Genomic DNA, 13,547 nt, shown 5'->3' with positions numbered 1-13,547 from the left:
TGTCACGTTTGTTGGAAGGTGGGATGTGATGGCTCGATAGCCTTAAAGGCACAAAGGCCAAACCGTACGCCGCCTTTCGGTTGAATTCAATTGGAACGCTGTTTTTTCCGATTTGCAGGCGCGATGAGCGAAAGGGTTTTGGCCGGACCGTGGTCTATCAACACCAGGTTTTCGGCGATATCTTCAGCACCCAGGGCAACCTTCCGTTTCGGCTGGTGCTGGGGGTATTGGTCTGGACCTTCGTGGGTTATCTCTACGGCCGGTCGAAGTGGAGCCGCAACGAACAGGAATACGCGGAACAGGCGAAGTCCCGGAATACGGGCACGTTCATTTCCTGAACTTCATTCGGGTTCGCCGAGATAGCCCGTGGTAGGGTAGGTTAGGTGCGCCCGCGCTACCCGCGCGTAACCCAGCAAGTCAGCCGCGCAACCCACCAAAGAACGGCAAGGGAGCGTTGCACTGGTGGGTTACGGCGCACGCGGAGGGCAGCGATCAACGTCCGGCCCGTGCCGGTGTGCGCCTAACCCACCCTACGAAATCCCGGTTTCCACAACCCACCGAAAAGAGCCAGGTAGGTAGCTAGGCGGTACGCCTTGCGTACCATTTCAAACTTCAGGCAGAGCGTTAATCAAAACTGGCTTAGCCGTCCTCCGTGCCCGGCGGTTTCCGAATCCAGTAAATAATGTGGTCCGACCGGTTTGCAGCCACCTTCCACCGGATCGTCCGCGAGCAGCATCGGCGTATCGAGATCGACCCACTCGAAGCCCCCGAGTCCCGCGGCGAAATGCGCGCTGAAGCCCATGGCCAGCCGGGTTTCGACCATGCCGCCGATCATGAGCTCAAGCCCGCCGGCACGGGCGATGGCGGCAATTTCGAGCGCCTGAACGACGCCGCACTTGACCAGTTTGATATTGATCACCTGGGCGAGGCGATCCCGTACGATCCGAAGTGCGTCCTGAGGCGTCCGGCAGGATTCGTCGGCGGCGACCGGCACCCCGGCCTCTCGCGCCAGCTTTCCGAGACCGTCCCAGTCTTCTCGAGCTACGGGCTGTTCCAGCAATGCGGGTTCGATTCCGGCGCAGCGGAGTTCTTTGAGGAGGGCGAAGACTTCTTCGGCCGAATATCCGGCATTGGCGTCCAAAATCAAACGGCAGTTGGGATGTCCGCGCCTTATGGCGAGCAGCCGATCGATATCGTCCGAGCTGTCGAGGCCGATCTTGACCTTGATGGCTTCGAAACCTTCGCGGCGGTATTGCCGGGCCAGAGCTTCCGCGTCCTCGGCGGAGCAAATGGGTACGGTAATGTCGGTGGCGAGCCGGTTCTGAAAGCCGCCGAAAAACCGGAACAGCGGAATCCCGCAACTGCGCGCCAACGCATCGATCAGCGCCATCTCGAGGCCGGCCCGAACCGACGGGAAGTCCGGGATGCGTTCGAGAAGCTCCGTCGAAATCCGCCGCCATTCACCCGCATGTCGTCCTCGCAGCCGATCGGCCTCGTGCGATAGCGCTTCCAGCGCGGTGGACTGATTCTCGGCCGTTACCGGCGGCAAAGTCGGGGTCTCGCCCCATCCCGTCGCCCCATTCGCGAGCGTGATTTGCACCGCGATATTGCGGACGTGATCCAGCCGCGACGAGGCAATCGTAAACGGCGCTATCAGCGGCACGTCGAGCTTATGAATATCGAATCGTCTGATTTCGAGGTCTTTTTTCATTACTTCTGTGTCGGCCGTTAGCCGGCTTTCAAATGAGCATACGGCGGCAGGGTTTCCAAACGCGAGTCGTTCACCGGGCTTCCCACGGTAAAGTGGTATAGGCTTTGAAATCGGGTATCTTCAAGCCCTAGCAATTCATGCACCGGATCGTCGAAGAAACAACCGATGCCCGTGCCCCGGACGCCGGCGGCTTCGGCTTCCAGGTAAAGCGCCTGGCCTATCAGTCCGGTTTCCCAGAACAACCGGCGATATACCCACGGACCTTCTTGCAGGGCGGCGTCGAATTCCGCCAGCATACCCAGGCTGAAGGCGCCGTCGGAGGCGATCTCCTGGTGGCAGGACACGATGCGTGCCGCTTCGCGGGCATCCGCGTGAATCAGTCGAAACAGGCGAAGGTGTTTCGGACAGCCTTCGACGGTGTCCCAACCGTAGTCTTCTTTCGTCGCCTGACGCAGTTGCTCGATCGAACGCTCATGGCGGCAAAGCATATAAAGTCCCGGCGGCAAGCCGGTTACGCGATGAACGAATAGGGCGAGATGTACCCTGGGCGCCCATGGAAAGGCATCGAACGGCGGAATTCCGGAGCGGGGGAGCGTCGCGTCCAGCATCCGGAAAAAAGCTCTGGCCGTGATCGCGCTCACGCCGTCGAAGGCTTGGGCGCTGCGCCGTTGCTTGATGATTTCGACGGCTGGCATTTCACACGGGGTGGGGAGCAAAGGCGCCGATGCGGGCGGATTCTCGCGGCAGGGCGGAGTTCGCGGCTTTCTGGCGGCCGCCGCGGTTTCCTTGATGATCGGCCAATCGTGCAGATGCCTTTGGCTCAAGCGATTCGCGATTCCCTGCCAATTCGCGTGACGAACGGTTTCAATGAGCGCGTCGATCGCGAGCTCGGGGGTTGGCTTTCGATCGCTTGGGTAAACCCAACACAAAAGATCCGGCTCTTCGGGTTCGGCATCGCCTCGATTTTTGTCCAGGCCCAGCACAGCGGCAATATCGGAATCGCTCCATTCGTCCAGCACCGAGACCGACCAGCCGAGCACGCCGGCGGCGTAGCGAAGCGCCGCCAGCGCATGCCCTGCATCGTGCTGGCAGTAGCGATAGGCACGCTCCCCGTATTTCCAGGCTTCCCGCCAATGTATCGAGGCGAGCCCCACGAGCAGGCCGTCGAACGGCAACTCCGAACGGCAACGCTGTTCCAAAGCGTGGTCATGGCTCACGTAGTGGTAGATGCCCGATTCCAGGCCCTCGATATTGGCGGCGACCGCATACGCTTCGGTCGGGTGAAGATTTCCGCTCGAGGGATTGCAGCGCAGCGCCCATCGCTCGCCCCCGTACTGCTTCCAAGCCGACAATCCGAAAGACAGTTCGAGCAGAACCCCGAGCGTTTCGACGGTCATCGGTTCCGGTTGTGCTACGCCCAGATTGAAAAGATCGGCGAAGGGCAGGGCATAGCGATTTGCGGTTAACGGTAGGGCAATTGAAGGCGCGCCGGCGTAGCGCCGGAACGGGTCCGGCTGCGTAGTCCAGTCCATGTGCCCCGGTCCGCGGGCGTAGGCCCGGAAGTGATGCTTGGTACGCTCATGGTAGGCATGGACCTGAAACAAAGGATTGCTGTCGGGAATAGGAGACATAATGGGTTGGTTCAGGATTCCGCGCGCTGCGTTTCCGGCCGGGGGAGCCCGTCTTCCACCATATCGCGGTCCTCGGAATAATGTCGCAAATCTACTGAATCCGCCGATTTGTCGGAAATCCTTCTCCCGAATTTTTCAGCCTCATCGTTCCGCCTTGCCCATTCGATACTTTTGCCGATATCGCTTGGACAATGATTTCCCGTGGTCTTCGCATAGGAATCTGTGTTCTCCGGCCAGTCCGGGCACGCTCATGGGCTTCCTGAGATCGTAAATCGCCAGTTTTCGGCATCGCTCGTCGACCCAGCACAGGGGGCTATGGGTAATCATGCTTCCTTCCCTCCTCCGTCGAGAGAAAGGATAATCAGGCAAAAAGCGGACCATCGCTCTCGCCGCAGATAGCTCGATCGACGCCGGGTTGAAGCTGCGGCCCTATTTCGATTCTTCGCCGGCCCAAATTCGTACGAAGCCTTCCCGATTCGGCATCACGATCCGAGGCAGGGTATAAGCGTTCATCTCCGCCTGTTCGTCGATGATCCCGTTGATGTGCAGAAGGTAAGCCGTGACGGCGTAGACCTGATGCTCGTTCAGGCTGCGGGGCGCATCGAGGGGCATCGAGGGGCGGATGAAGTCGAATAGGGTGGTGGCATAAGGCCAATAGGTGCCGATATTTTTGTCCGGATTGGGGCCGGTCAGCGAGCCGCCGCCGGCGAGTTCCTCGGCGCTCCCGCCGATGCCTTTGGGACCATGGCAGGATGCGCATTTGGCGTCGTAGATGGCTTTACCCTCGAGGGCCGTGCCTTTGCCGGACGGGAGTCCCGTGCCGTCGGGGAAGATGTTGATGTCCTGATCGGCGATTTCCTGAGGCGTCGCGGGGCGACCGAGTTTGGGACCTTCGGGCGCAGCGGCGGCGATCGCAGTCACGCCGAGCAAGAGCAGCGCCGGAGCCGACCGCCGTGGCCCGTTTCGGTTATGGTTCTTATGCATACACATGGCTTACGGTGCCATCGGCGGCCACGGCCCAACTGACGATGGCGTTGTAGTGGAAATACCCGTGACGCCCGCGCTCCGCAACCAGCGCCTGGCGCTCCGGCTGGACATAGCCGGTTTCGTCCACGGCGCGGCTTTTGAGCACCAGGGGCGAGCCGTCCCAGCGCCACGGCAGGCGGAAACGGGTGAAACATTGCGGCAGGACCGGCTCCTGTAGCGCCGCTTCCGCCCAACTGCGCCCGCCGTCGGCCGAGACGTCGACCCGCCTGATCCGGCCCCGGCCGCTCCAGGCGAGGCCGCTGATCTGGTAGAGGCCCGGACCGCGCAGACTCTCGCCCGGCGAGGGAAAGGTGATGATCGACTTCGCCTCTATGATAAAGGTGAACTGCCGGGCCTTGCCGGACGGTTGCAATTCGGTGTATTTGGCGGTTTCGTTGCGGGCCATGACCGGCTGATTCGCGGCCTGTAAACGACGGAGCCACTTGACGTTGAGGACCGCTTCCCAGCCCGGCAGAATCAGCCGTAGAGGATAGCCGTTTTCCGGGCGCAACCGCTCGCCGTTCTGATAAAGCGCGAGAATGGCATCGTCCAAGGCTTTTTCGACGGGAATGCTGATATTCATGGCGGCGGCGTCCGCACCTTCGGCAATCAACCACCGGGCATCGGGTTGCAGTCCGGCTTCCTCCAATATGACGGCGAGCGGAACGCCGGTCCATTCGCTGCACGACGCCAGGCCGTGGAAATAGCCGACGGGCGTTTGGATCGGCTCCTCGTGCCAGCCGGCATTGCTGTTGCCGCCGCATTCGACGAAGCAGAGGCGGGAGACCATCGGGTAACGCAACAGATCGTCAATGCCGAAGGACAGCGAGTTCTTGACCAGTCCGTGAATTAACAAACGATGTTGGTTTGGATCGATCTGCGGGACGCCGTTGTGGTGCCTTTCGAAATGAAGGCCGTTGGGGGTGATGATTCCTTCGAGTTTGTGCAGGGGTGTCCAGGAAATGCCGTTGCCCGGCGCGCCGGAATTGGCCGAGATCCAGCGTATGGCCTCTTTTTCGTGAAGGGAAGGCCGGCCGTAATTGGTGAAAGGTTCGCCCGGCGTTTTCATCCAAGACGGCTCGCCGGCCCGGCTTTCGAGTGCGTGGCCGGCAAGCGCGGCACCGGCGCTCAGCGCCAAGCCGTTTTTCAGAAAAAGCCGGCGATCCAATAGACCGCCGCCGGCCACCGGCTGCGCCATGTTCGAATCTTGGGCGTCGTTGTCGCTCATCGCGGCTCCTTTTCGGAAGGAAACGGATGTCGATCTTACCCCGATTCGGACGAGCAAAACATCGCGGCTTTTCGAGGTGGCCGATCTCCGAAGACTCAATGTTGCGGTTGTCCGGAAGATGAGAAAAAGTTATTCGTCTTTCAGGACAGAATCAGTAAGATTCATTCGTTCGAAAAGCGGAGGATCGGAAAGAGGTACGGCCGCGGAGCGAGACGGCCTGTTTGGCGGACACGAAAGAATTTTTGAGGAAATAACTTAAGGCGATGACTGAGGCAATACACAACAAGAAAAATCCTGGCCAGAGTCCAGTCGGTACAGTGAAACGGACGTCCGGCGATGCGTGACTTTGCCGCCTTTATCATGCGAAGCCGGCTGCACGCGATCGCGATAGTCGGGTTGTTCGGGATTCTGTCGCTGAAAGCCGTCCCGTTCGCCTTGCTCAGCGCTGCCGTTCTCGGTTTGGTGGCTTTGCGCAAAGGCTGGCTGGAAGGCGTGGCCGTGACGGCGGGGGCCGCAGTCATGGTCGGGGCGGGCGTGTACCTCATGGAACTCCGGCCGGGATTGAATTTCCCCGTCGTGTTCGCGCTTTGGCTGCCGCTGCTGATTTGCGCGGAAGTTTTGCGGCGCACCGAGTCCCAGGGGTTGGCGCTGCTCACGGTCGGATTGACGGTCGGCCTCTTCGTTTTGGGAATGCATTTGGTTACCGGCGATGTCGTCGAGTTCTGGCAGTCCTGGCTCAGGCGCGCCGTCGCCGCCGTGCCCGGCGCCACCGTTCAGGGATTCGAGCGGGACGGAACCTTGCGCCTGATGAATGGCCTGATTGCGGTGCTTTACGGTCTCAGCTTGATGTTCAGCCTGTTGTGCGCCCGCTGGTTCCAGTCCCTGGTCTACAATCCTGGCGGATTCGGCCCCGAGTTCCAGCGTCTTCGACTGCCGCGGCTGGTTTTACCCGTCGTTGTCGCCGCGATTTGGGCGGCGGGAGCGGTGAATCAGGTGCTGCTGGCCGATCTCCTCATGATCGCCGTGATGATCTATTTTTTCGTAGGCTTGGCCGTGCTGCATGGCCTGGTTGCCATGCGGCGCTCGCACTGGATTTGGGCGGCGCCGCCGTACGTGGCTCTTGTGTTCGTTCCTCAATACGCCCTCGTGGGGCTCGCGTTGGTCGGCGCCCTCGATGCTCTTATCGATTTTCGGACCCGCGCGAGGAAAAGATGAATCGGCGAGCCGTGAAACGCATTGCCGATCGATCGCCGCTTAAGGCTTAGCGATGATTCCTTATCGCGACACCATTCCCTCCCGCTATACCCCATGGGTGACTTGGTCGCTCATCGTGCTGAATCTGGCCGTTTTTGCTTATACCGAGTGGCTGCCCGAACAAGACCTGTACTTTTTTTTGAATCTGCACGGGCTGGTGCCGGCGCGGTACACGAATCCCGAATGGGCTGCCAGAGTGGGTTTCCCGGTCGGCGATTACACGCCGTTCGTGAGCAGTATTTTCATCCACGGCAATGCGCTCCATCTGGTCCTAAACCTGTGGTTGCTTTGGATATTCGGAGACAACGTCGAGGACCGCATGGGGAGCGTAAGGTTTCTGGCCTTTTATCTGCTCTGCGGTTTGATCGCCGGAGTAGTCCATGTTTACACCAATTCCCATTCCAATCTCCCGACTATCGGCGCTTCCGGCGCCATAGCGGGCGTCATGGGCGCTTATTACTTCCTGTTTCCCTACGCTCGTGTCGTGATCTGGATGTTTTTCCTGCCTTGGTTCATCGAGGTGCCGGCCATCGCCTTTTTGGGAGTTTGGGTGATCATTCAGCTTTACAAGGTTACCGCCGGCCTTTCTTCCGACGAACCTTTTGCCGACGTCGCTTGGTTCGGGCACCTCGGCGGCTTTGTCGCCGGTATGTTGCTGCACCGGGCCTTTCTGCTCGCCGAACGGAAGGACGACACGCATCACAGACAGCATTCGACCTGATCCATGACCTATCAAGTCCATCCGTCCGAACGGATTACCCATCACGTCGAGCGTGACAGTTTCCTCCGCCTCTTGAGCGAACACATCAAGCCCGACGGGCTGCTGTTCGATACGGAAGATCTTCGTCCCTATGAATGCGACGGGCTTTCCGCCTACCGGGAACTACCTTGGGTCGTAGTCTTGCCCGAAACGGTGGAACAGGTGCAAGCCGTGCTCCGATTATGTCGGGAATACGGTGTTCCGGTCGTAGCGCGGGGTGCGGGCACGGGACTTTCCGGCGGGGCCTTGCCGATCGCCAACGGCGTCTTGCTGAGTCTCGCCAAGTTCAACCGGATCATCGAGATCGACCGTGCGAACCGAATCGCCCGCGTCCAGCCGGGCGTTCGGAATCTCGCCATATCGGAGGCCGCGGCGCCTTACGGGCTTTACTACGCCCCCGATCCGTCCTCGCAGATCGCCTGTACCATCGGCGGCAACGTGGCGGAGAACTCCGGCGGCGTCCACTGTCTCAAATACGGATTGACCGTGCACAACGTCCTTCGGGTCCAACTCGTTACCATGGACGGCGAGCTCGTCACGCTGGGCGGTTCGGGGCTCGACGGTCCCGGCTATGATCTGTTGGCCCTGATCACGGGCTCCGAGGGTTTGCTGGGCGTGATCGTCGAAATTACCGTAAAGCTACTGCCGATTCCTCCTTGCGCGCAGGTGCTTTTGGCTTCGTTCGACGGTGTCGAGGGCGCGGGCGAGGCGGTGGCTACCATCATCGGTGCCGGTTTGCTTCCGGCGGGTCTCGAAATGATGGACAACGCAACCATTCGGGCGGTGGAGGATTTCGTGCATGCGGGATATCCGACCGACGCCGCGGCGATCGTGCTCTGCGAATTCGACGGTATCGCCGAGCAGGTCGAAAGCGATCTTCTCAGAGCGCGGGAAATTTTCCTGGCAAAGGGCGCGGCCGAGGTACGGCAATCAAACAGCGAAACGGAACGCAAAAGATTCTGGGCGGGTAGAAAGGCGGCCTTCCCGGCGGTAGGGCGCATCTCCCCCGATTATTACTGCATGGACGGCACCATTCCACGTAAGCGCCTGGCTGAGGTATTGGGTCGAATTTCCGAGCTTTCTGAGGAATATGGATTGGCCGTGGGCAACGTGTTTCATGCCGGCGACGGCAATCTCCATCCGCTAATTTTGTATGACGCGAACAATCCCGGAGAGCTGGAGCGGGTCGAACAACTCGGCGGCAAAATTCTGGAGATTTGCGTGGAAGCTGGAGGGAGCATTACCGGCGAACACGGCGTCGGGATAGAGAAAATCAATCAGATGTGCCTGCAGTTCAAGGCTCCCGAACTGGCGCAGTTCCATGCGGTCAAAGCGGCTTTCGATCCCGCGGGGCTGTTGAATCCGGGAAAAGCCATTCCGACGCTGCATCGGTGCGCCGAATTCGGGGCGATGCACGTTCACCGGGGACAAATAGCCCATCCCGATTTGGAACGTTTCTGATGGACGCCGATCTCAGCGAGAGCCTTCGTCAAGCCGTGCTGAATGCGGCGGACTCGGGAACGCCGCTCAGGATCGCCGGCAGCGGGAGCAAGGCTTTTTACGGCGGGAAATCCTCGGGCGTTTTGCTGGAAACGGCCGGACATGCCGGAATCCTGCGTTTCGAGCCCACCGAGTTGGTGCTTACCGCTCGGTGCGGTACGCCTTTGTCCGACATCGAGGCTGTCTTGGCCGAATACGGCCAGATGCTGCCCTTCGAGCCGCCTTATTTCGGTGCGGGTGCGACTTTGGGAGGAACTCTGGCCTGCGGATTTTCGGGCCCTCGGAGGCCATTTGCGGGTTCGGCGCGAGATTGCATGCTCGGTTGCAGGATTTTGAACGACAACGGCGAGATCCTTTCATTTGGCGGCGAAGTCATGAAAAACGTCGCCGGCTTTGACGTTTCTCGGCTCATGGTAGGTGCCATGGGTACTTTGGGCGTAATCCTGGAAGCATCGCTCAAAGTGTCGCCCAAACCCGAGCGCGAATTGACTGTCTGTTTTGAACAGAGCATTCAAGCAGCCTTAAGCACGATGAATCGTTGGTGTTCCGAGCCTTGGCCGCTCTCCGGGCTGGCGTGCGACGGTCGCCGAATCTATGCGCGTTTGTCGGGTTCGGAGCGGGCCATCGAAGCCGTATACCGAAAATTCGGCGGCGACGCGTCGCCTGATGGAGATGCTTTCTGGCGGGATTTGCGCGAGCAGCGCCACGAATTCTTCTGTTCCGGCGGCAATCTCTGGCGGATATCGCTGGCGCCGGCCACACCGGTCCTGGATTTGCCGGGTGTCTGGTTCTACGACTGGGGCGGCGCATTGCGTTGGCTAAAGACCGATGCTCCTTCGGAAACCGTATTTCGGGCGGCGCAGTCGGCCGGCGGGCATGCCGCCCTGTTTCGAGGTCAAGGCGGCGACGGACCGGTATTTCAGCCCTTGCCGAGCGGTTTGAAATCTTTGCATGCGAATCTGAAGCGGGCATTCGATCCGAAGGGGTTGTTCAACCCCGGACGGCTTTACGAGGACCTGTGATGCAAACCAATCTCGCCGATTTCATCAAAGATACGCCCGAAGGCCGGGAGGCGGACTCCATTCTCAGAAGTTGCGTGCATTGCGGGTTTTGCACCGCCACCTGTCCGACCTATCAGCTTCTGGGAGACGAGCTGGACGGCCCTCGCGGCCGCATTTATCTCCTGAAACAGATGCTGGAGGGACAGGAGGTTACGGCCAAGACTCAATTGCACCTCGATCGTTGCCTGACTTGCCGAGCTTGCGAAACCACCTGTCCGTCCGGGGTGCGATACGGCAGGCTGGCCGATATCGGACGGGGAATTTTGGAGAAGCGGGTCCGGCGTTCTTGGCTGCAGCGGGTTCAGCGATTAGCGCTGCGCAAGCTGATGGCTTATCCGCAGCGCTTCTGGCTGCTCCTGGGACTCGCCAGGCTGGTGCGGCCGATGCTGCCGGCGACGTTGCGCGGCAAGATACCGCCGAAGTCTCCTGCTCCGAGCTGGCCGCCCGAAAGACATGCGCGCAGGATGCTGATCTTGGACGGATGCGTGCAACCCTCGATGGCGCCGTCGATCAATGCCGCCGCCGCGAATGTTCTGGACAAGCTCGGTATCAGCGTCATACGGGCGGAGCAGAGCGGCTGCTGCGGAGCTTTGAGCTACCATCTCGCGGCTCATGACGAAGGCGCGGCGTTCATGCGGCGCAACATCGACGCTTGGTGGCCCCATATCGAGCGGGGAGCGGAAGCGGTTGTTAGTACTGCCAGCGGTTGCGGGGTTATGGTCAAGGAATACGGCGATGTGTTGAAACACGACCCGGCCTACGCGGCGAAGGCCAACCGCATTTCGGCGCTGGCCAAGGATATCGGCGAAATTCTTGCGGAAGAGGACTTGTCCCGGTTGCAAAAACCGATCGCCCGGAGGATTGCATTTCATTCGCCCTGCACCCTCCAGAACGGCCAAAAATTAAACGGACTGGTTGAAAGACTATTGTCCAGTCTGGGATTTGAGCTGACTCCCGTTGCGCAGCCTCATCTCTGCTGTGGTTCGGCCGGAACGTACTCATTGCTGCAGTCGGAGCTTTCCCAAAAACTTCTGGTCAACAAAATACAGGCTCTTGAAAAAGGCGGGCCGGAATGCATCGCGACCGCCAATATCGGCTGTTGGGCTCATTTGCAGTCGAAAGCCGATGTGCCGGTGCGCCATTGGGTCGAGCTTCTTTAGGGCTGAGCCGGGTTTGAATCGATGGCTGTCCGGAAGCCTTTCTCTTGACAATGAAGATGGTCCGGTGCTACATCGATCCCAAAATTTGGAAATTAATTGTTTCCTTAATGTGACTTGTTGTGTTGGTCAGCGATCAGGAGGTCAGTCATGAAACGTATGTACTATCTCACCGGCAATCTCGACAGCACCGAGCGGATTTCGAACGATATTCACCAGGCAGGAATTACCGACTGGCACTTTCACGTCATCAGCAAGGACGAGGCGGGTCTTTATCGGCGACATATTCACGCTGCGAACCTCATTCAAAAACACGACATTATCCGATCCGGTGAGCGCGGGGCACTGATGGGGTTCATAATTGCATTGCTAGTCACGGGTTACGTGATGGCTACGGAGCCCTTCGGGGCGAATGCCAGCGGCTTGATCTATGTGGCGATCTTCGGCTTTATCACGCTTTTCGGAGCCTGGGTCGGCGGGTTGAGCGGCTTAGCGACGGAAAATCACGCAATAGCCCAGTATCACAACGAGATCGACGCCGGAAAATACTTGATCATGATCGACGTGCGCTCCGACCAGGAGGAGAGCGTCCGGACACTGATGGCTGCAAAACATCCGGAGGCGCAGTTGATGAGTGTCGGTTCCACTTTCGTCAATCCGTTCCAGCCTGTCAAAACGACACCCGCTTAAGGTCATTGCCGTGCCCCTCACTTGGCCCTCAGCCCTTGCCGTTGCGCAGGGGCTTTTCATTTTTTCGAAAAATATGAGGTCTAAGCTGAACGAAACGACGGGATTGGTAGCCAAATTTGGTAGAATTTAGCTACCAATCCGTTTTCCTGCTCAGAATGGCCCAGAAACTTTTCATTGAAACCATCGGTTGCCAAATGAACGAGTACGATTCCGCCAAGATGCGCGACGTACTCCATGCCTCCCATGGATTCGAACTCACCAGCGACCCCGAAGAAGCCGATGTCTTGTTGCTGAACACTTGTTCAGTCCGGGAAAAGGCTCAAGAAAAGGTTTTTTCCGAGTTGGGGCGCTGGCGTCCGCTCAAGGATAAAAGACCGGGAGTCGTTATCGGCGTCGGCGGCTGCGTTGCCAGCCAGGAAGGGGCAGCCCTGCAGCGGCGTGCGCCCTACGTGGACATGGTTTTCGGTCCGCAGACCCTGCATCGTTTGCCGGAGCTGCTGAACAAGGTGAGAAGGGATAAAACACCCGCCGTCGACGTATCGTTTCCGGAAATCGAAAAATTCGACGCGCTTCCCGAACCGCGCGCCGAAGGGCCTAAAGCTTTCGTTTCGGTGATGGAAGGTTGCAGTAAATATTGCACATTTTGTGTCGTACCTTATACCCGTGGAGAGGAAATCAGCCGTCCGCTGGATGATGTCATCGCGGAAATTGTCGCCTTGACCGATCAAGGCGTACGCGAGGTCGTGTTGCTCGGGCAAAACGTCAATGCCTACCGGGGCGCAATGTTAGGCGGTGAAGTTGCCGATTTTGCGTTGCTGTTGAATTACGTGTCGGCGATCGACGGCGTCGAGCGCATTCGGTTCACCACTTCGCATCCGGTGGAATTCACGGACAGCCTCATTGAAGCCTATGCAGAAATTCCAAAACTGGTGGACCATCTGCACCTTCCCGTACAGAGCGGCAGCAACCGTATTTTGAGCTTGATGAAACGCGGCCACACCCGCGAAGAGTACGTTGACAAGATGGAACGACTTCGGGAGGTCAGGCCCAACCTCAGTTTGTCATCGGATTTTATCGTTGGGTTTCCCGGTGAAACCGAGCAGGACTTCGAAGAAACCATGGATATGATAGAAACCTTGGGTTTCGATCACTCCTATAGCTTTATTTACAGTCCCCGCCCCGGTACGCCGGCCGCCGAAATGGAAGACGATGTGCCCATGGCGGTAAAAAGGGAGCGCTTGGCCCGGCTGCAGACAAAAATCAATGAAACGGCGGCGGAAATCTCCCGAAACATGGTCAATTCAGTGCAACGACTATTGGTCGAGGGTATTTCGAAGAAGGATTATGCCCAACTGAGCGGACGGACCGAGAACAACCGGGTAGTCAATTTTTCGGGGCCACCCGAACTCATCGGGCAGTTTCTGAATGTCTTGATCGTCGAAGCGCTGCCCAACTCGCTGCGGGGCAGATGGATAAGTACCTCGGCTCCCGATTTTTCAATTCCCGAGACCAACGGTCTCATCGCATAA

At 59.0% G+C, this 13,547-nt stretch carries 13 protein-coding genes; 8 read left to right on the top strand and 5 right to left on the bottom strand.

Features of this window, described 5'->3' with window-relative positions; genetic code table 11:
* Positions 1–149 precede the first annotated feature (149 nt).
* Positions 150–338 carry a hypothetical protein gene (locus VEB01_RS20895; RefSeq protein ID WP_324878892.1) on the top strand — a complete coding sequence of 63 codons (189 nt, stop codon included), beginning with the start codon at positions 150–152 and terminating at the stop codon, positions 336–338.
* 290 nt (positions 339–628) lie between these two features.
* Here VEB01_RS20895 and VEB01_RS20890 read toward each other — a convergent pair whose 3' ends face one another.
* The 5 genes from VEB01_RS20890 to soxC form a co-directional block, all read right to left on the bottom strand.
* Positions 629–1,711, bottom strand: a complete 1,083-nt coding sequence (locus VEB01_RS20890; RefSeq protein ID WP_324878890.1) for a dipeptide epimerase — start codon at positions 1,709–1,711, stop codon at positions 629–631.
* Between the two features lie 17 nt (positions 1,712–1,728).
* Entirely contained in the window at positions 1,729–3,342 is a 1,614-nt protein-coding gene (locus VEB01_RS20885; protein ID WP_324878888.1) for a SagB/ThcOx family dehydrogenase, read from the bottom strand.
* A 141-nt stretch (positions 3,343–3,483) separates the two neighbouring features.
* Complete coding sequence (locus VEB01_RS20880; protein ID WP_324878886.1) at positions 3,484–3,669, bottom strand: hypothetical protein; 186 nt, start codon at positions 3,667–3,669, stop codon at positions 3,484–3,486.
* Positions 3,670–3,771: 102 nt separating this feature from the next.
* A complete protein-coding gene (locus VEB01_RS20875) occupies positions 3,772–4,326 on the bottom strand; it encodes a c-type cytochrome (RefSeq protein ID WP_324878884.1) in 555 nt (184 codons plus the stop codon).
* Complete coding sequence (gene soxC / locus VEB01_RS20870) at positions 4,319–5,596, bottom strand: sulfite dehydrogenase (RefSeq protein ID WP_324878882.1); 1,278 nt, start codon at positions 5,594–5,596, stop codon at positions 4,319–4,321. The genes VEB01_RS20875 and soxC overlap by 8 nt, the downstream gene beginning before the upstream one ends.
* A 336-nt stretch (positions 5,597–5,932) precedes the next feature.
* Here soxC and VEB01_RS20865 point away from each other — a divergent pair, with 336 nt between their 5' ends.
* The 7 genes from VEB01_RS20865 (at position 5,933) to miaB (ending at position 13,547) form a co-directional block, all read left to right on the top strand.
* Entirely contained in the window at positions 5,933–6,811 is an 879-nt protein-coding gene (locus tag VEB01_RS20865; RefSeq protein WP_324878880.1) for a hypothetical protein, read from the top strand.
* 52 nt (positions 6,812–6,863) lie between these two features.
* Complete coding sequence (locus tag VEB01_RS20860; protein WP_324878877.1) at positions 6,864–7,571, top strand: rhomboid family intramembrane serine protease; 708 nt, start codon at positions 6,864–6,866, stop codon at positions 7,569–7,571.
* A 3-nt stretch (positions 7,572–7,574) separates the two neighbouring features.
* Entirely contained in the window at positions 7,575–9,071 is a 1,497-nt protein-coding gene (locus tag VEB01_RS20855) for an FAD-linked oxidase C-terminal domain-containing protein (protein WP_324878875.1), read from the top strand.
* Positions 9,071–10,132 carry a glycolate oxidase subunit GlcE gene (gene glcE, locus VEB01_RS20850; protein WP_324878873.1) on the top strand — a complete coding sequence of 354 codons (1,062 nt, stop codon included), beginning with the start codon at positions 9,071–9,073 and terminating at the stop codon, positions 10,130–10,132. The genes VEB01_RS20855 and glcE overlap by 1 nt, the downstream gene beginning before the upstream one ends.
* Positions 10,132–11,331 (top strand): glycolate oxidase subunit GlcF, encoded by a 1,200-nt coding sequence (glcF, locus tag VEB01_RS20845; RefSeq protein WP_324878871.1) that lies wholly within the window; start codon positions 10,132–10,134, stop codon positions 11,329–11,331. Before glcE ends, glcF begins: the two co-directional genes overlap by 1 nt.
* A 147-nt stretch (positions 11,332–11,478) precedes the next feature.
* Positions 11,479–12,018, top strand: coding sequence for a hypothetical protein (locus VEB01_RS20840; RefSeq protein WP_324878869.1), 540 nt, complete (start codon positions 11,479–11,481; stop codon positions 12,016–12,018).
* 155 nt (positions 12,019–12,173) lie between these two features.
* On the top strand, positions 12,174–13,547 hold the full coding sequence (gene miaB, locus VEB01_RS20835; protein ID WP_324878867.1) for a tRNA (N6-isopentenyl adenosine(37)-C2)-methylthiotransferase MiaB: 1,374 nt from the start codon (positions 12,174–12,176) through the stop codon (positions 13,545–13,547).

Origin of the sequence: Methylocaldum sp., assembly GCF_035627495.1 — a bacterium.
Classification (GTDB): Bacteria; Pseudomonadota; Gammaproteobacteria; order Methylococcales; family Methylococcaceae; genus Methylocaldum.
The sequence above is the reverse complement of the archived record's forward strand: the minus strand, read 5'-3'. Positions and strand labels throughout refer to the sequence as shown.